We start from the raw sequence: 18,979 nt of genomic DNA, 5'->3' as shown, positions 1-18,979 counted from the left end.
TCTAAGCCTCACCTCTTTCGAATAATTTTTTAAATTCAGGTGCAATAATAACTTTAAAGTTTTGTTTTTCAGCTTCCCAATTGTTTAAAATTTCTTTTGCAACGACACTTCCTGTATAATTAAAGTGTTTTTCCACATAAGTTTTTATTTCATTTTCATAAACTTCGTTAAGTTCATCAAATTCAACCATTTCTTTATTCAAGTTTTGCTCAAAAGTATTGTTTTTATCATAAACATAAGCAATTCCACCACTCATACCAGCAGCGAAGTTTTTACCAGTTTCTCCTAAAATAACAGCACGTCCACCAGTCATGTATTCACAACCGTGATCTCCAACACCTTCTACAACAGCAACCGCTCCAGAGTTTCTAACACAGAATCTTTCTCCAGCAACTCCGTTTAAATAAGCTTCTCCTCTGATTGCACCGTATAAAATGGCATTTCCTCCAATTATATTTTCATCTGCTTCGTATTTAGAAACTTCAGGTTTTTTAATAATAATTTTTGCACCGAATAATCCTTTTCCAATATAATCGTTTGATTGTCCAGTCAAATTATATGTAATTCCTTTTGCTCCAAACACACCAAAACTTTGTCCACCGATTCCTTCCAAGTTTAGTGTAATTGTATCATCTTCAAGTTTATATCCACCAAATGTTCTAGCAACTTCTCCACTTAACATAGCTCCAAAACTTCTATCAAAGTTTTCAATTTTTTCATTAATTACAGTTTTTTGAACATTATTTTTATCGCTTTCAAAAGTTGCTTTAGCAAGTTTAATTAATTTTCTATCGATGATATTTTCCATTTTGAAGTCTTGATTTTGAGTTTTTACATTTGGACTGTCGCTATTCTTGTTAGTGTAAAGAATTTTTCCTAAGTCTACATTTTTAACTTTTTCTAATTTTGAAGTTTTAGAAACTTCCAAGAATTCATCAGCTTTTCCAATTAATTCATCAAGTTTTGTAACTCCAAGTTCAGCCATAATTTCTCTTGCTTCTTGTGAGATAAATCTAAAGTATCTAATAATATTTTCATATTGTCCAGTAAATTTCTTACGAAGTTCTTCAGATTGAGTTGCAACTCCAACTGGACACATATTTGTATGACATTTTCTCATCATAATACATCCTAAAATTACAAGCGGCATTGTTGCAAATCCAAATTCTTCAGCTCCTAAAATCGCTCCAATTACTAAATCTCTACCTGTTTTTAATTTTCCATCAACTTGAAGAGTAACTCTACTTCTCAATTTATGTTCCTTTAAAATTTGGTGAGCTTCAGAAAGTCCTAATTCCCAAGGTAATCCAGCATGTTTAATTGAAGATAGTGGTGATGCTCCAGTTCCTCCGTCATGTCCAGAAATTAAGATCATTTCAGATTTTGCCTTAGCAACTCCAGAAGCAACGACTCCAACTCCAGCTTCAGACACCAATTTAACACTAATTCTAGCTTTTTCATTTACATTTTTTAAGTCAAAAATCAATTGTGCCAAATCTTCGATTGAATAAATATCGTGGTGTGGTGGTGGTGAAATCAAGCTAATTCCAGGTGTTGTATGACGAGTAGCACCAATTTCTTTATTTACTTTAAATCCAGGTAATTGTCCACCTTCTCCAGGTTTTGCACCTTGAGCCATCTTAATTTGTAACTCATCGGCATTTACCAAGTAATCGGTTGTAACTCCAAATCTTCCAGATGCAATTTGTTTTGTAGCACTTCTTCTGTTGTCTAAAAATCTTTCAGGATTTTCTCCACCTTCTCCAGAATTAGAACGACCACCAATCGTATTTAATGCTCTTGCAATCGCTTCGTGAGCTTCTTTTGAAATTGAACCGAATGACATAGCTCCAGTAACAAATCTTCTCATAATTGCTTCAACAGGTTCAACTTCATCAATTGAAATAGGTTTTCTGTCAGAATGGAATTTTAGCATTCCTCTTATTGTAAGCAAATGCTGACTTTGGTCGTTTACAATTTTTGCAAATTCCTTATAAGTGTTATAATCATCTCTATTTGCTGCATCTTGAATTTTTGAAATCGCATCAGGAGTCAAGATTCTATTTGTTCCTTCCTTCATCCAAGAATATTCTCCATCCACATAAAGTGTTTCAGCACCAAGATTAATTGAATCAATTGCATCATCAAAGTTATTTAGAACTTCATCTTCCAATGTTTTAATTGTAAGTCCTTCGATTCTAGAAACAGTTCCTGTGAAATATTTTTTAACTAATTCAGTTGATAATCCAACGGCTTCAAAAATTTGTGCTCCTCTATAACTGTCAACAGTTGAAATTCCCATTTTTGACATAGTTTTCAAGATTGATTTTTTCTGAGCTTTCAAATAGTTGTATTGCAAATCTTTTATTTCAGATTCATCAGCATTCAAGTAAAGTTTATTTTTTACCATATATTCAATTGAATCAAGTGCCAAATAAGGGTTTATTGCAGTTGCACCGTATCCGATCAGCAATGCAAAATGCATAATTTCTCTAGCTTCCCCAGTTTCCACTAAAATATCAATTTCATTTCTTTTTTTATTTCTAATTAAGTAGTGATGAAGTCCAGCAACAGCAAGTAAAGCTGGAATTGCCACATTTTCAGTATCAGCATTTCTGTCAGATAAAATAATAGATTTTACTCCACTATCAATTGCATCTTCAGCAAGTTTAAATATTTTATCCAGTCTTTCTTCTAAGTTTTCAGTTGGTTTGAAAGTTATATCTAAAACAGCAGGTTTTTTCCCATTTCTTTCATAATTTTTCAAAAATTCCATAGTTTTGTTGTCCATAATTGGAGAATCCAAAACTACAGTTTCTCCAGCTTCAGGAACTTCTTCTAAAATATTCGCTTTTCTATAAAGCTGTGTTCTAAGCGACATAACGAAATTTTCTCTAATTGGGTCAATTGGAGGATTTGTTACTTGTGCAAACAATTGTTTAAAGTAGCTGTAAAGCAATTTTGGCTTTTCGGCAAAAATAGCAAGTGCTGCGTCATTTCCCATTGAACCAAGTGGTTCTTGTCCAGTTATAGCCATTCTTGAAATCAAGATGTGTAAATCTTCCCTTGAATAGCTAAATAATTTTAATTTGTTGTAAATGTCATCTAAATCGCTAGTTTTGTTGTAATCAAAATTAGCTTCTTTCATTAAATCATTTACATTTTTCTTATCTTTAATTAATTTTTTGAAGTCTGTTCCGTTCAAGACTTTTTCAGTAACTTCATCATCACTATACAATTTTTTCTTTTCTAGATCAATTACAAAAACTTTTCCAGGTTTAACTCTTCCACTTTGAACAATATTTTCAGGTTTTATTGGCAAAGTTCCAACTTCAGAACCGACAAGCATTTGATTATCATCAGTCAAAATATATCTAAGTGGTCTAAGTCCATTTCTATCAAGTTTTGCAACCAAATATCTGGAATCAGTCATAATCATAGCTGCAGGTCCATCCCAAGCTTCCATTAATCCTGAATAATAGTCATAAAATGCTTTTAAATCTTCAGATTTAGTATGATCCTTTTCCCAAGCCGCAGGAACTAAAATTGAAATCGCTTCCATCAAAGTTTTTCCAGAAAATACAAGCAACTCAATCACTGCATCAAGATTAGCTGAATCTGACCATTCTTCATCATTTATTGGGAATAATTCTTTAATATCTTCGTAATTCGGAGACGCTAATGCAATTTCTCTAGCTTTCATCCAGTTTACATTCCCTTTAACAGTATTAATTTCACCATTATGTGCTAAAAATCTGAATGGGTGAGCAAGTTTCCAAGATGGGAAAGTGTTCGTACTAAATCTTTGGTGAACTAGGCAATAAGAACTTACAAGTTTGTCTGATTGCAAGTCGATATAGAAGTTCTCGATTTGATCAGGTTTTACTAGACCTTTATAAACTATTGATTTTGAAGATAATTTTGTTATGTAAAATTTATCTTCAGTGTCGCAGTTTGCTTTTTTTACGGCATTTTCAATTTTTCTTCTCAAAATATAAAGATTTTTTTCAAAATCTTCTTTTGATGAATTTACTCTTTTTATGAAAAGTTGCCAGACAGATGGCATTGTAGATTGTGCTTGAACTCCAACGGCATCTTTTTTTATAGGAACTTCTCTCCAAGTTAGGATTTCATCTTTTGAATTTTTTACAGTTTCTTCGACAATTTCCTTTATTTTTTCAAATTCTTCTTTTACAGTTGGGAAAAATATGTTAGCAACTCCATAATCTCCAAATTCTGGAAGATTTGGAACTATTTCTGCAAAAAATTTGTGTGGCACTTCAAATAAAAGTCCAGCTCCGTCTCCAGTTTCACTGTCATATCCTTCAGCTCCACGGTGTTCCAATCCAGCTAAAATTCTTATTCCACCTTTTACAACTTGATTAGTTTTTTTATTGTCAATATTTGCGATAAATCCCATACCGCAGTTGTCTTTTTCAAAATACGGCTCGTAAAGTGAATTTTTAGAAAGCTCATATTTTTGTGATTTTACATTTTGAATGTTATTATCCAAAGTCTGTACCTCCAATGTTTTAGATTTTCTCATAAAATATTTTATTATATTAAGTAATTTAATAATTGAATATTAATATATTAGTTAAGAAATATATATTAATATAAGAAATATAAGTAATATTAACAAAATATTTTAACCTTATTATATACTATGAACCAATTATACATTTCACAAAATCATTTTGCAAACATAAAAAAAAATTTGATAACCAAAATATCCATTTAAAAAAAATGGATAAAAACACGATAAACACTAAACTTAAAAAGATTTTTTAAAATAAAATATTATCAAAATTTTTATTTGACTTATAATTTTGCACATTGTATAATAAGCCTATGAAAAGTTTTGGAAGAGTTTTGAAAAAGTGTAGTTTATTACCACATTTTCAATCTTTAAAAAATGTAAAATTTAGAAAATTAGGAAATAGGAAAGAGGTAAATTTATGGAAAATGCTATGAAAAGTTTTGGAGAAAATGTCTTTAGAGACAGCAACCTTAAAAAAAGAGTTTCTAAAGAAGTTTTCAAAGAATTTAAAGCATCGCAATTAGGAAAAACAGAATTATCAAAAGAAGCAGCAGAAGTAATTGCAAATGCAATAAAAGACTGGGCAACTAAAAGAGGAGCAACTCACTACTGCCACTGGTTTCAACCGCTAACAGATTTAACAGCTGAAAAACACGATTCATTCTTGGAACCAACTGAAAGTGAAGAATTAATTTACAAATTTTCAGGAAGCAATTTGATAAAAGGTGAGCCTGATGCTTCATCATTTCCAAATGGAGGACTTCGTAGCACATTTGAAGCAAGAGGATACACAATTTGGGATACAAGTTCATATCCATTTATAAGAAAAAATAAAAATGGAGTTACATTATATATTCCAACTGCATTTATTTCATTTACAGGAGAAGCATTGGATAAAAAAGTTCCTTTACTTAGAACAATGAAATATATAAGCGAACAATCGCTAAGAGTATTAAGAGCATTGGGAAATACAACTTCAAAACATGTATTTAACACACTTGGAGTTGAACAGGAATATTTCTTGGTTAAAAAAGAATTGTTTGAAGCAAGAGATGATTTACTTCTTACAGGAAGAACATTATTTGGAGCTCCAGCACCAAAAGGTCAAGAATTGAACGACCACTACTTTGGAAAAATTAAAGATAAAGTTATTAACTTTATGAGTGATGTCGATGTTGAATTATGGAAATTAGGAATTCCATCAAAAACTAGACATAATGAAGTTGCACCAAACCAATTTGAAGTTGCACCATTATTCTCAGTTGCAAACTTGGCTTCAGACCAAAACCAAATTATAATGGAAACAATTGAAAAAACTGCACTAAAACACGGATTAGTTGCATTACTTCACGAAAAACCTTTTGATGGGGTAAACGGTTCAGGAAAACATAACAACTGGTCACTTGGAACTGATGATGGGGATAACTTATTCAGTCCAGGAAAAGACCCTAAAACAAATACAAACTTCTTAATCTTTACATCTGCAGTAATTGAAGCTGTTGACAGATATTATCCAATGTTGAGATATTCAACTGCAACTGCTACAAATGACCACAGATTAGGAGGACACGAAGCACCTCCAGCAATTATCTCAATCTTCCTAGGTGAAGAATTGACAACAATTTTAGACAACATTGCCAACAAAAAAGATGCACCTGTGTCAGAAGCTTCAGAAGTAAACTTGTCAGTTGATGTACTTCCAACATTCAGTATGGATGCAGGAGATAGAAACAGAACTTCACCTTTTGCATTCACAGGAAACAAATTTGAATTTAGAATGCCAGGTTCAAGTTCAACTCCAGCAACAACAGCAGCAGTAATCAATGCAGCAGTTGGAAAAGTATTATCTGAATATGCCGACAAATTGGAAAAAGCGACTGAAAAAACTTTACCAAAAGTAATAAATGAAATCATCGCAAATGCTTACAAAAAACACCACAGAATTATTTTCAACGGTAATGGATATAGCGAAGAATGGGTTAAAGAAGCAAAAAGAAGAGGACTTACAAACGAAGTTTCTGCAAACACAGCACTTAGAAAAATGGTTGAGCCAGAAATTTTGGAATTAGTAGATGGAATCGGAATGCTGTCAGAACAAGAATCATTAGCAAGATACAATGCTTATGCTGAAAGATATGTAAAACAAATTAGCATTGAATCAAGAACATTAATTGATATCGTAAACAAAAACATCTTGCCATCAGCTCTAAAATTTGCAAACTTATTGGCAGACCACATTGAAAAAAATTCAAAATACGGAAAAGCTTTCATAAAAGAACAGGAAGAATTGCTAAAAGATGTTTTATCAAATGTGACAGCATTGAGAAAAGAAACAAAATCACTTGAAAAAGAAATTGCAAGAGTTTCAAACGAAGAAGATTTACCTAAACAAACTGATTTAGCAAAAGAAAAGTTAGTATCAGGACTTGAAGCATTGAGAGTTCCTTGCGATAATTTGGAAAAAATTATTGATAAAGACTTATGGAAATTCCCAACATATACTGATTTATTATTTAAATTATAATGAGATAAATATAACTATAAAACTCAAAGCGGTTTAAAAAATTAGACTATTTCGTATTGAAATAGTCTTTTTTTACATACAAAAAAAACTGGGGAAAAAACCCAGTTTCATAATTATTTTTTATTTTTTATCTTTCATTAACAAAGAATTTCTTCCACTTTTTTACTCAGCTCTTCCACATATTTATCCACAGTTTCTTGACTTTCAGCCTCAACCATTACTCTTATTAAAGATTCTGTTCCAGAAGCTCTTACAAGGATTCTTCCCTTTCCAGCGATTTCTTTCTCTTTTGCCTTGATAAAGTCAATTAATTCCTTATTTGTTTCCCAAGTTGCCTTTTTCTCCTTTGCAACTGTAATATTTTTAGAATCTTGTGGCCACAATTTAATATCTTTTACAAGTTCATGCAAAGTTTTTCTGCTTTCTAAAATAGCCGCAACTAGCTGAATTGATGACAATACTCCGTCTCCAGTTGTATTGTAGTCAAGCATTAAAATATGCCCAGACTGTTCTCCACCAATATTTAATCCATATTCCTTCATTTTTTCAAGAACATATCTATCTCCAACATTTGCACGAATTAATCCAATTCCCTTTTCATCCAGATATTTTTCAAATCCCATATTACTTAGAACTGTAGTTACAACTTTATTATCGTTTAAAAGCCCTCTGCTTTGCATATATTCTGCGATAATTGCAATAATCAGATCTCCGTTTATAATTGCTCCTGTATTGTCAACAGCGATTAATCTGTCGGCATCTCCATCGTAGGCAAGTCCCAAATCAGCCTTGTAAACTTTAACTACTTCCTGAAGCAGTTCTGGATGTGTTGATCCACAATTTACATTGATGTTTTTTCCATTTGGAATATTATTAATTACAATAACATCTGCACCTAGATTTTGAAATACTTTTGAAGCCACTCTATATGCCGCACCGTTTGCAGTGTCAATTACAATTCTTAATTTTGAAAAATTAGTTTTTACTGTAGAAGTTAAATAATCTAAATAGATTTTCATATCATCTTCCACATATTTAAATGTTCCAAGGTCATCTCCTGCAACTTGATGTTTTTCAAGAAGTTCATCCTTTTTACCCATCAACTCTTCCAATTTTTCCTCAACTGCATCAGGCAATTTATAACCATTTTGACTAAATATTTTTATTCCATTGTCCTTTACAGGATTATGTGAAGCTGAAATCATAATTCCCGCATCAGCCTTTAATTTCCTAGTCAAGTAACAAACTCCAGGAGTAGGAAGCACTCCAACAAAGTCAATATTTACACCCATAGAATTTAATCCCGCTGTAAGTGCTGAACGAATCATATACCCTGAAATTCTTGTATCTGTTCCAAGAATAACTTTTGGCTTTCCAGCTTTTTTTCTATGTTTTTTTAAATAATACCCAAGAGCAAGCCCCAAACTTGTAACTAAATCAATTGTCAAGTCCTTATTAGCTTCTCCTCTCATTCCATCAGTTCCAAAATATTTTCTAGCCATTATTTTCCCTCTCTATTTTTTATTTTTTAAATTTAAAAATAAATTTGCTAATTTTTATCTAGTAAAATTTATTACTGAACAAATAAATTATAATTTTATTTTTTCTTACTTTTCTTATTTTTCTTTTTTAAAAATCCAAAAACACTTTTTTTCTTTTCGATTTTTTCTTTATTTATATTTTTATTAATTTCTTCCTGTGAATTTACAACCGCATCTCCAATAGGTAAAACGATTGAAATTTCTGTTCCTTCATTCATTTTAGAATCAACTTCGATTTTTCCATTATGAATTTCTACAATTCGTTTAACTATCGCAAGTCCAAGTCCAGTTCCACCCGTTGCCTTTGTTCTCGACAAATCCACTCTGTAAAATCTGTCAAAAATTCTCTTTGCATCCTCATCAGAAATTCCAACTCCCTCATCTCGAATTGAAATTCGTCCAAATCCATCTTTTATGAAAGATTTTATATAAATATTTGTATTTGGCTCTGAATATTTTGCAGCATTTTCAATTAAGGCTCTAATTGCCTGCTGCAGTAGTGTTTCATCACCTTTAATTTTATAGTCTTCCCCCATTTCCAGATGGAATTTATGAGTTTTGGTAGAAACTACTGTATCAGAATGAATTTGATGTACCATTTCATTTGCATCAATATCTACAAATTTTGTATTAATTTTTGTAATTTCACCTTTAGCCAAAAACAGCAATTTCTGTATTAAATTACGCATATTATCAGTTTCACTGATTATTGAATCAATTGACTCTACAAATATATCAATATCTGTAGTTCCACGCTTACGTATAATTTCCGCATAACCTTTTATTATAGCAAGCGGTGTCCGCAATTCATGCGAAGCATCTGATACAAATTTTTTCTGATTTTCAAATGACGTTTCCAGCCTGTCTAACATCTCATTTATAATAAGTGTCAGATTTTGCAATTCATCTTCCTCTTTTGGTATTTCTATTCTCTTGCTCAAGTCATCTGTTGAAATGCTTTTAGCAGTTTTTATTACATTATTAATTGGTTTTAAGATTCTTCGGCTCATTATTTTTGAAACAATGATTGTTATGACAACTCCAATTATTGTAAATAAAATAACAAGATATTCCAGTCTTTTATAAATTTTATTTTCATTTGTAACATTTTTCAAAGTATAAATATTAAATTTATAATTTTTTATTACACGGCTAACTTTAAATACAAAATATTTATTTTTTTCAATATTTATTGTCTTCCCACTTGAAACATTATCTTTAAAATTATAACTTTCAAGCAGCTCAACCATGCTTTCATTAGTCATCGAAGCCTCTTCAGTATCTGTATCTCCAATTGTATTAATCGGTATTACCGAATCCTTATTTTGCTTTATTTCCAAAACATACAAATAATTGTCTTCTCCTGGATTAAATGGCTTTACGTGAATTACCTTCTTTCCTTCCACAACTTCAGGATTAAAATCAAGCGTAAGCACATTTGTCTTATCTGAAAAAATTCCAACCTTATCCAAAAAACTGTTTATTTCCTTCAATTTGTCACTAGCCGAAACTTCCAGCACTTTATTTGACTGCTTTTGCAACGAATAAACTAAAATAATATTGGAAACTAATATTAATACCAAAAATAGAAGAGCGTAATTTGCCGAAATACGATCTTCTAATTTCAAATTTTTCATTTTTTACTCCTTATTTAAAAATAAATCCAATTCCTCTTACAGTTTGAATGAATTTTCTTTCATAAGGCTTGTCAATTTTATCTCTTAAATATTTAATATACAAATCAAGGATATTATCGTTTCCAATATAGTCAAATCCCCAAACTTCTTCTAAAATTTTATCTCTAGATAAAACAATTCCTTTATTTAATACTAAAAAGTCAAGCAATTCAAATTCTCTTTTTGAAAGTTGAATAAGAGTTTTTCCATAATCTCTAAATACTTCATAAGTAGAATAGTTTATTGTTAAATCTTCAAATTCAAATATTCCCTTGTGAACAACAGATTTTTTAGTTCTTCTAAGAAGCGCTTTTATTCTAGCAAGCAATTCTTCATTTGAAAATGGTTTTGTCATATAGTCATCTGCCCCATAATCAAATCCAACTACCTTATCACTAATTTCATCCTTAGCTGTAAGCATAATAATAGGCACTTGCGAAGTTTCCCTTATTCTTTTGCAAACTTCCATTCCACTCATTTTAGGAAGCATTACATCCAGAAGGATAATGTCATACGAACCATATTTAGCCATATTAAGCCCTTCTTTACCATCGTATGCAAAAAATACATCAAATCCTTCAAATTTTAATTCAATTTCAAGAAGTCTTGAAATTTTAGGATCATCTTCAATTACTAATATTTTCTCTCTCATAGTTATCTCCACTTCTGTTCTAATATTTTTTCTCACTTTATTATCTTCTACCTTTTAAAATATCCATTTATTATAAAAACTAATTTTAAAATTTCGATACAAAGTAAAGGTTTATAATCTTACAAGTCATTATAACTCATTTTTTTTGATTTGTATAGTATTTTATCTTTTTTTTTCAACAATTTTCAATAAACAAAAGATTTATTTAAGATTAAAAATCAATGCTTTTTATCCATATTGCTTTTTTTATGTTAAAATTATAATTAATTTTTTATTTAATATAATTAAAACTCTGATGTATCCATATCGCTATCCGATTGCCCTTCAGGCAATTTTATTCTAATAAGATCCATTGGCCCCATTTCCACATCTGTTTCAATAATAGCGATTGTATTTGGGTTTACATATTCTTGATACTCTTCATTTTTTGTATTGAAAAAGTTTTCCACTTTAAATTTAATTGCATCTCCAATTGGACGAACCAATTCCAAAGTTTCAGTTGCATAAACTTTATTTCTTATTTGAATTTTATATTTATTTGTATCAACTTTTTCAAGCACATTTGCAATAAGTCTATAAGTCTGGCTATAAGAAAGCCCAGTTTCATAATTTTGATCCTTTTCAGAAGTAGGCCCTAAATAAAACCCATTTGAATATTGTCTATGACTAATAGTTTTAAGTTCAGCCAGCCAATCAGGGTCATACTTATAATTTCCAGAATAATAATTATCTAATGCTCTCTTGTATTGTTTTACAACAGTCGAGTTATAATAAATGCTCTTCATTCTTCCTTCAATTTTTAACGAATCCACTCCAGTTTCAATTATTTTATCAATAAACTCTATCGAACACAAGTCCTTAGCATTAAACATATATGTTCCTTCTTCATTTTCCACAATATCATGAGCTCCAGTTTCCTCATGCCCCTCTGCAATAACCTTATAGTTCCAACGGCAATCCTGTGCACAAATTCCACGGTTCGCATCACGATTTGTAAAATAGTTGCTCAATAAGCATCTTCCAGAATATGCCATGCACATTGCCCCGTGAATAAACACTTCTATTTCCACATCAGGCACTTTTTCACGTATAGTCTTGATTTCTTTAAGCGACATTTCCCTAGCCAGAATAACTCTTTTTGCTCCCATATCCTTCCAAGTTTTTACACTCATCCAGTTTGTATTGTTCGCCTGAGTACTTACATGAATTTTCATATTCGGAGCATGCTCCCTAACCATCTGAAAAACTCCCAGATCAGCGACAATCACTGCATCCACGCCAAATTCATCCAGTTTTTTTATAAATCTTGGCATATATTCAATTTCCGTATTATGTGCAAAAATATTTAAAGTTACATATATTTTTTTCCCTAAACTATGAACATAATCCACAGCTTCCTTTAATTCCTTATTTTTAAAATTTGAAGACATTCCCCTTAAATTAAATGCGCTTCCTCCAACAAAACACGCATCAGCTCCAAAATGAAAGGCTGTCTTTAACTTTTCCATATTTCCAGCTGGTGCTAATAATTCTACTCTTTTTTTTGTTTCCATTCTCTAATTTTTTCTCCTTAATTCTTTTCTTCTCATATCCATTTGTAAAAATATAAAAATTTCAATAACCGCAATATTTTTAAATTTTTAGTTTTATTGTTTAATTCCTTGTCAAAAGATATTGACCCTTTGTAATCATAATAAATACTGCTGTTATCTAATCTTTATCACCTTTATTTTTTATAATTGCCTATCTTTTCTATTTAGTTAGATTTCTTAATTTTTTTATTTAACATGGGTTCAAGACCCCCTGCTTCAGAACATTTGTTTTATTAAATTTTAAATAAATACAGTTTTCAAGCAAATCTGATTTATTCTGCAGACGGTGCAAATTCATCATCCACAACATTTACAAATTGCTGATAATTAGGAAAAAATCCCAATTCTATCGTACCAGTCGGTCCACTTCTGTGCTTTCCGATTATCAGTTCAACTTTTTCCATTTCCTGTTTTTCTCCAGTTTTTGGCAAGTCCTGTGATTTTTTAACATATTTATCTGGAACATCCACATTATTCACTTCTGTAGCAGTATCTTTGTTATAATAGCTTTCACGATATAGAAACATTACCATATCTGCATCCTGCTCAATTGCTCCCGATTCCCGCAAATCTGATAAAATTGGTCTTTTGTCAACTCTCTGCTCCACTCCACGGGATAACTGTGAAAGTGTCACAATTGGTATATTCAGCTCTTTTGCAAGTATTTTTAGTGAACGTGAAATTTCAGATATTTCCTGCTCACGACTCTTTCTTGAATTTGTTGAAGGGCTTATTAACTGCAAATAGTCAATTAGCCTGAACCTCCCACAACTAAAGTTGCAGGGTTCTAAAATCTTTAAAATTATTCAAAAATTTTCTAAGAAGTTTGATAGCTTTACACTACCCTTATTCTTTTAGGTGTGTTCAGCTCACCTCTATTGTATAGGACACTTAAGTCCACAACTTTACTTTTCCTTAATATGTTTAATGCTCCGTTACAATCTGCATTTATGAGTTTACCTGCACTTGTTTGATATAGTCCTCTTTTTATTCTTTTTCCACTGAATATATATTCTTTTTGATTTTCTTTATCATATATTGGAATCTCATCTCCATCAAAGAAACTTGCTTTTGATGTATAACTCTCTTCTTGTAATTTAAATTCTATTCCATATAGCTTACATAGATATATTAGTTTATCTCTTAATTTTCCATATGGTATACTTACAAAGTTCTGATTATTTATACTTCCAATATTTGAATTTCTTTGAAAATCTTCATTATATCCTAGAACTATTTTTCCTATATCATTATTAAGACAATAATTTATAATTATTCTTGCTGCTTTTGAAAGGTAATCTTCTATACGATTATTTCTCTTTCTAGCTATTCTCTTTTGCCTTAATGTTATATGCTCTATCTTTTGCTTATCTTTTATGCTTTGTAATTTTGCATTTGTCTTATTATAGTATTGATTAATAGATTTTAATTTCCTACCATCTATTATGAATGATGCTCCATTATTAGTTACACAAGTACAAAGATTGTCTATACCTAAATCAATTCCTAGTCCATTTTCTTTATTTAATTCCCTTTGAACTTCTTCTACCTCATAAGTATATTGAATTTCAAAGTACCTAGAATGTTGTTTAGGTATTATTCTAATCTCTTTTATCTTCTTGCCTTTTAATACTGGTGGTAGTTTTATTGCGATTTCCTTATGTGTCTTTCTAAATGAATTTGAATAAGGAACTATCAGAATATCATCTTTTAATCTTACAAAACCTATAACAAGAGTTGTAAAACCATCTTTAGCAAGATATTTAGGTAATTTTATTTTTTTATTATCATATTGACCATTTTTAGCAAGTTTCAAAAGTCTAAAAAATGATTTAAAACTTCCGTCTACTTCTTTTAGAATTTGTTGAGCCATATTAGAATTTAATTTTTTATAGTTCTCACTATTTTTAAGCATTTTATAGTTTTCGTTATAACTTAAATACTTTTTATTTTTAAAATAGTATTGTCTAATATTATATATAGCTTCATTAGTTAAGTTCTTGGCTATATGAGATAAATGTTTTAAATTCCTAAACTCTTTTTTACTAAGATGTTTTACCTGTTGTTTTAATGTTAAATACATATATAATCACCTCCTTTTCATCAGAGATATTATACCATGTATTCTACATTTTATCTGTTTATTTTTAAATATTTTTAAAGTTTTTAAAACCCCACAACAGTGGGAAGCGTCGTTCACATAAATACGCTACCATTTATGCAGTTCTCTTATGAACTTCTTGTTATCTCTAACAAGCACAGACTATATCTTATCCATATCCTATTTCAAGGACTTAGGCGAAACCACTTCCAATACCAATCGCTTGTATTGTACTCCCCTCACGAGGGATAGTCGTTGAACTTTCCTTTTCAGGATTAGCTGCTGATTGTCTATTATCATAATGTTTAGGATTTAACCTTGCACCATCTAGTATATTTTTTCTGCTTTCGCCACCATCACACTTATACCATATTCTCACTTAAGCATTATGTTGTGGTTATACTAGCTTTAAGAGTTCCCAGCAGTTCAGTTTCTTTGTTGCACGGTTTTGCTCCGTGTCTACATACAAGTTTCCCTATATGCTTACTAAAATTTTCGTGCAATTCACCTCACGACTAAAGTTGCGAGTGTTCTTGCACTATTTAATAAAATCCAGCTTTCCTTCAGCCTTTAACCGTCTTGCATTAGCCTTTATTTCCAGCATTGTTACACTTGCAGAATCTGAAATATAAATTGGCATCTCAGAAAGCCGCCCAAGCCCATCTCCCAAAGTTACAAGCTCTTCCGAAGTCAAAGTTCCATCCTTTATTCCCTTTAACCTAACTCTCGACTCACTTGCCACAAGCCTGTCAAACAGCTGCTCATTTCCCATTTCTAAACTGTATATAAGCACTCCTTTACCTTGCCTTGCAACATTTATTGCGAGATTCAATGCAAATGCAGTTTTTCCCATTGCAGGACGTGCCGCAAGAATTATTAAGTCAGACCCGTGAAACCCGCTTGTTATACTGTCATATCTGCTAAATCCTGAAGAAATGCCAGTTATTTTTCCTTTAGCTTCCGAACCATCATCTAGCCGTTTTACTTTAGATTGAACCAATTCAGATAATTTTACAATTTCTTTTTTCTGCTTAGATTCTGCAATTTTAAAAATCATGCTTTCTGATTTATCAAGCATCGCATCTGTTTCCTCATACCCACGTGTAGCCATTCTTACAATTTTTTCCCCAATGGTTATTAACTGGCGCTGAACAGACTTATCCTTTATAATTTGGGCATAATTAACAGCATTTGCAGCAGTTGGCACAACTTCAGTCAAATCATAAATAACTTCTTCATCTCCAACTTCATCCATTAATTCCTTTTTTTTCAAAGCCTCAATTATCAAAAGCACATCAATTATTTTTCCAGAATTATAGGCATTAATCATTTCAGAAAAAATCAATTTATAATTACTTTTGTAAAAATCTTCAGCTGTTATAATATCAACAACATCTCCCATAACATTAGGATTTATAAAGACAGACCCAAGAAGTGCCTCTTCAGCCTCTATGCTATATGGCTCGCTATTTTTCCCATCTTCGTCATATAACCCCATTTTTCAATTTTCTCACTTTCCAGTTTTAAATTTTATGCAAAAATTCTGCTATTTAGCCTCAACTCTAACTTTTAAGTTAGCCTTTACTTCCGAATGAAGTTTCAATTCCACATTATGCACTCCAATTTCCTTCACTTTAGAATCTGCAGAAACTTTCTTCTTATCAATATCAATATTTAACTGATCCTTTACAGCCTGCACAATTTCCTTTGCACTAATTGAACCAAACACCTTATTATTTTCCCCAGCCTTCACTTTTAGCACAATTTCCTTTGTCGCCAAGACTTCCTTCAATTCTTTAGCATTTTTCACATCCCTATCATGATGTTTTTGGATTTTTTCATTTCTTGCCTTTAATTTATTAATATTTTCAGGCGTTGCAAGTATCGCTTTATTTTGATTTAATAAAAAGTTATTTGCATATCCATCCTTTACTTCCACAATTTCATCTTTTTTCCCTACACCTTTTATATTTTCCTTCAAAATTACTTTAATTTTCATATCTACCATACCTTTCTTTTTTATTAATAAACCAATTGTCAATAAATTTATTTAATATATTTATTTTTTTTCTAAAATTTCCCCATCAAAAAACTTCACTGCATCCTTCAAAAACTTATCTTCTCCATTTTTAGCATCATCGCTTTCAAAAAAAGTTTTTATTTCAATATCCGAATTACAGATTTGATTAATAACTTTTTCAACCTTCACTTTCTTTTCAGGTATCATAAGCTGTTCGCTATGAAATTTCTGATTACTTGGAAATCTTATAAAAAGCACTCCTTCTTCCACTCTGTCCGGCTTGCTTTCCACCGATAATGCTCCTAGCATTACACTTTCTCTCTTTATTTCAGATAAAATTTTTCTCCAGTTTTTAGAAAAAATTGAAATATCATAATTTTTTGCAGCTTTTTCTATCTTTTCTAAATTTTCTACTTTTTTTACTTCTTCTGTTTCAGCTATTTTTTCTGTAACATCTGAATTTATAATTTTGGAATTTTCTGAAATCTGACTCATAACTTTTTCATAAATGTGATCCGAAACATCTTTAATATAATTTTTGTCAACAACCGCTTTATTTGAAGCAAAATCATCAGTTTCCAAAATTTTATTTTTATTTGAATTTTTCTTCTGATTTTTATAAAGTTCATAAACAAGCACATATCCAAGCAGCCTTTTATCCTCTTCATACTTAAATTCATTCAAGGTAAAAAAAATCGCACTTATTGTATCCAGCAAAAAATCCACCGATAAATCCGTCTGCTTTTTAAACTGCTCCTTCAAATAATAGGAAAAATCCTTTAAAAAAGTTTCAATTACAAGCCCATCTTCCCAAATCTTGTCAATAAAATCAACAAGTCTTTCCTTGTCACTTTTTTTTATTAAATTCAGGAATTCCTCCAAAATCGCATCAGGCACTACTCCCAGAGCCTTCTGAGTTTTTTCAAGATTAATTTCCTCATTATTAAAATTTGACACAACCTGCTCAAAAATAGAAAAACTATCCCTTGCACTTCCCTCAGACTTCCGATATATCAAATCCAGACTCGCATCATCAATTTTAATGTTCTCCTTCTGTGCCACATTTTGAAGCAGCTTTTTTATATCCTTCTTATCAATTGGCAAAAAGTCATACCGTTGACATCTGGAAATAACCGTATCTGGAATCTTATCAATTTCTGTTGTTGCAAGAATAAATATAACATGTGCCGGCGGTTCTTCCAGTGTTTTTAAAAGCGCATTAAATGCCTCCTTTGTAAGCATATGAACTTCATCAATTATATATATTTTTTTTCTTCCCTTGACAGGCTGATAATTTATCTTTTCCTTTAATTCACGAATCTCATCAATCCCACGATTAGAAGCTGCATCAATTTCAATCATATCCATTGAAATCCCAGAAGAAATTTCACGGCAATTCTCACATTTCCCACAAGGATTATCCGTCACATCTTCACTACTCAAGCAATTCACACCTTTAGCAATAAGCCTAGCAATAGTAGTTTTCCCAACACCACGTGGCCCTGTAAATAAATACGCATGTGACAGCTTGTTCTCCCTAAGGGAATTTTTAATAGCCCTCAACACAAATTCCTGTCCCGCAATTTCATCAAAATTCTGCGGCCGATACTTTCTATATAACGTAATATTCAATATTCTCTCCCTTTTTTATAAATACATTGACTAAAATTCCAATTACCAGACATCATTAATAATCAGCATAACAAAACATAAGTTTGAATACATTTGATATTATAACATTTTTACTATAATTTGTGAACTACTGTAAAACTTTTTTCAACATACAAAAAAATACACCTAAATAATATGCTTTGGTGTACTTTTATTATATTCTATAATTGATATACAAGTCTAAAAAATTTTACTTTAAATTTTAATTAATAATAAAAAATAATAATAATTAATGCAAAAACAAAATATTTATTAATTTTTCAATATAAGGAATTTTAAATTCCTTTTCCAAAATTGATGAAACAGCTGCGACAATTTGCATTATAACCAATACGACAAAAATTACAAAATACAGAATATTTCCAACAATTATAACAAAATTCAGCACTCCTGAAACAATTAACAAAACTGATATAGCCAAAGTCTGTTTTGCATACGATCTCACAAAATTATTTTTATCCTCCAAAATCAAAGCAAAAATCGGAACTATCAGCCCTCCAATTATTGTAAAAAAACTCAAATTTACAAGAAAAGCGGCAGCATTAGCCCTCAGCCCTGCAATTGACTTCTGTTCACTAATTCTATTATTATCCATAAACTCCTCCCAATATATTTTCTATTTTTATTACTATTAAATTACTTCCAGATTTATTTTTTTTAGT

General features: G+C 30.9%; 13 protein-coding genes and 1 pseudogene. 1 reads left to right on the top strand and 13 read right to left on the bottom strand.

Annotated elements, in window-relative coordinates; translation table 11 throughout:
• Nucleotide 1 precedes the first annotated feature (1 nt).
• Nucleotides 2-4,513 carry a glutamate synthase large subunit gene (gltB, locus tag HW276_RS03685; protein WP_178937453.1) on the bottom strand — a complete coding sequence of 1,504 codons (4,512 nt, stop codon included), beginning with the start codon at nt 4,511-4,513 and terminating at the stop codon, nt 2-4.
• Nucleotides 4,514-4,958: 445 nt separating this feature from the next.
• Here gltB and HW276_RS03680 point away from each other — a divergent pair, with 445 nt between their 5' ends.
• Nucleotides 4,959-7,064 (top strand): glutamine synthetase III, encoded by a 2,106-nt coding sequence (locus HW276_RS03680; RefSeq protein WP_147003222.1) that lies wholly within the window; start codon nt 4,959-4,961, stop codon nt 7,062-7,064.
• Between the two features lie 137 nt (nt 7,065-7,201).
• On the opposite strand, the gene glmM is transcribed toward HW276_RS03680, so the two are convergent.
• From glmM to HW276_RS03620, 12 genes and pseudogenes are all read right to left on the bottom strand, one after another.
• Nucleotides 7,202-8,566, bottom strand: a complete 1,365-nt coding sequence (gene glmM, locus HW276_RS03675; protein ID WP_178937452.1) for a phosphoglucosamine mutase — start codon at nt 8,564-8,566, stop codon at nt 7,202-7,204.
• A gap of 95 nt (nt 8,567-8,661) precedes the next feature.
• Nucleotides 8,662-10,242, bottom strand: a complete 1,581-nt coding sequence (locus tag HW276_RS03670; RefSeq protein ID WP_178937451.1) for a HAMP domain-containing sensor histidine kinase — start codon at nt 10,240-10,242, stop codon at nt 8,662-8,664.
• A gap of 10 nt (nt 10,243-10,252) precedes the next feature.
• Complete coding sequence (locus HW276_RS03665) at nt 10,253-10,933, bottom strand: response regulator transcription factor (RefSeq protein ID WP_147003219.1); 681 nt, start codon at nt 10,931-10,933, stop codon at nt 10,253-10,255.
• Between the two features lie 284 nt (nt 10,934-11,217).
• Entirely contained in the window at nt 11,218-12,486 is a 1,269-nt protein-coding gene (locus tag HW276_RS03660; protein WP_178937450.1) for a U32 family peptidase, read from the bottom strand.
• A gap of 311 nt (nt 12,487-12,797) precedes the next feature.
• Nucleotides 12,798-13,280: pseudogene (locus HW276_RS03655) on the bottom strand (DnaB-like helicase C-terminal domain-containing protein); the annotation flags it as partial.
• Nucleotides 13,281-13,360: 80 nt separating this feature from the next.
• Entirely contained in the window at nt 13,361-14,608 is a 1,248-nt protein-coding gene (locus HW276_RS03650) for an RNA-guided endonuclease TnpB family protein (RefSeq protein ID WP_178937449.1), read from the bottom strand.
• Between the two features lie 211 nt (nt 14,609-14,819).
• Nucleotides 14,820-15,005: a hypothetical protein gene (locus tag HW276_RS03645; protein ID WP_146964450.1), complete on the bottom strand. Its 186-nt coding sequence runs from the start codon at nt 15,003-15,005 to the stop codon at nt 14,820-14,822.
• 7 nt (nt 15,006-15,012) lie between these two features.
• Nucleotides 15,013-15,129 carry a MarR family transcriptional regulator gene (locus HW276_RS03640; protein WP_080680096.1) on the bottom strand — a complete coding sequence of 39 codons (117 nt, stop codon included), beginning with the start codon at nt 15,127-15,129 and terminating at the stop codon, nt 15,013-15,015.
• Between the two features lie 35 nt (nt 15,130-15,164).
• Nucleotides 15,165-16,124: a DnaB-like helicase C-terminal domain-containing protein gene (locus HW276_RS03635; RefSeq protein WP_255460314.1), complete on the bottom strand. Its 960-nt coding sequence runs from the start codon at nt 16,122-16,124 to the stop codon at nt 15,165-15,167.
• A 48-nt stretch (nt 16,125-16,172) separates the two neighbouring features.
• Complete coding sequence (gene rplI, locus HW276_RS03630) at nt 16,173-16,625, bottom strand: 50S ribosomal protein L9 (protein WP_010123221.1); 453 nt, start codon at nt 16,623-16,625, stop codon at nt 16,173-16,175.
• 60 nt (nt 16,626-16,685) lie between these two features.
• Entirely contained in the window at nt 16,686-18,278 is a 1,593-nt protein-coding gene (gene dnaX / locus HW276_RS03625) for a DNA polymerase III subunit gamma/tau (RefSeq protein WP_178937448.1), read from the bottom strand.
• 268 nt (nt 18,279-18,546) lie between these two features.
• The gene (locus tag HW276_RS03620; protein ID WP_178937447.1) at nt 18,547-18,912 is read right to left on the bottom strand and encodes a DUF4870 domain-containing protein; all 366 of its coding nucleotides are present in this window, start codon (nt 18,910-18,912) and stop codon (nt 18,547-18,549) included.
• Nucleotides 18,913-18,979 lie beyond the last annotated feature (67 nt).

Source organism: Leptotrichia sp. oral taxon 417 (assembly GCF_013394865.1).
GTDB lineage: Bacteria > Fusobacteriota > Fusobacteriia > Fusobacteriales > Leptotrichiaceae > Leptotrichia > Leptotrichia wadei_A.
This window is presented reverse-complemented; position numbering and strand designations above follow the sequence as displayed.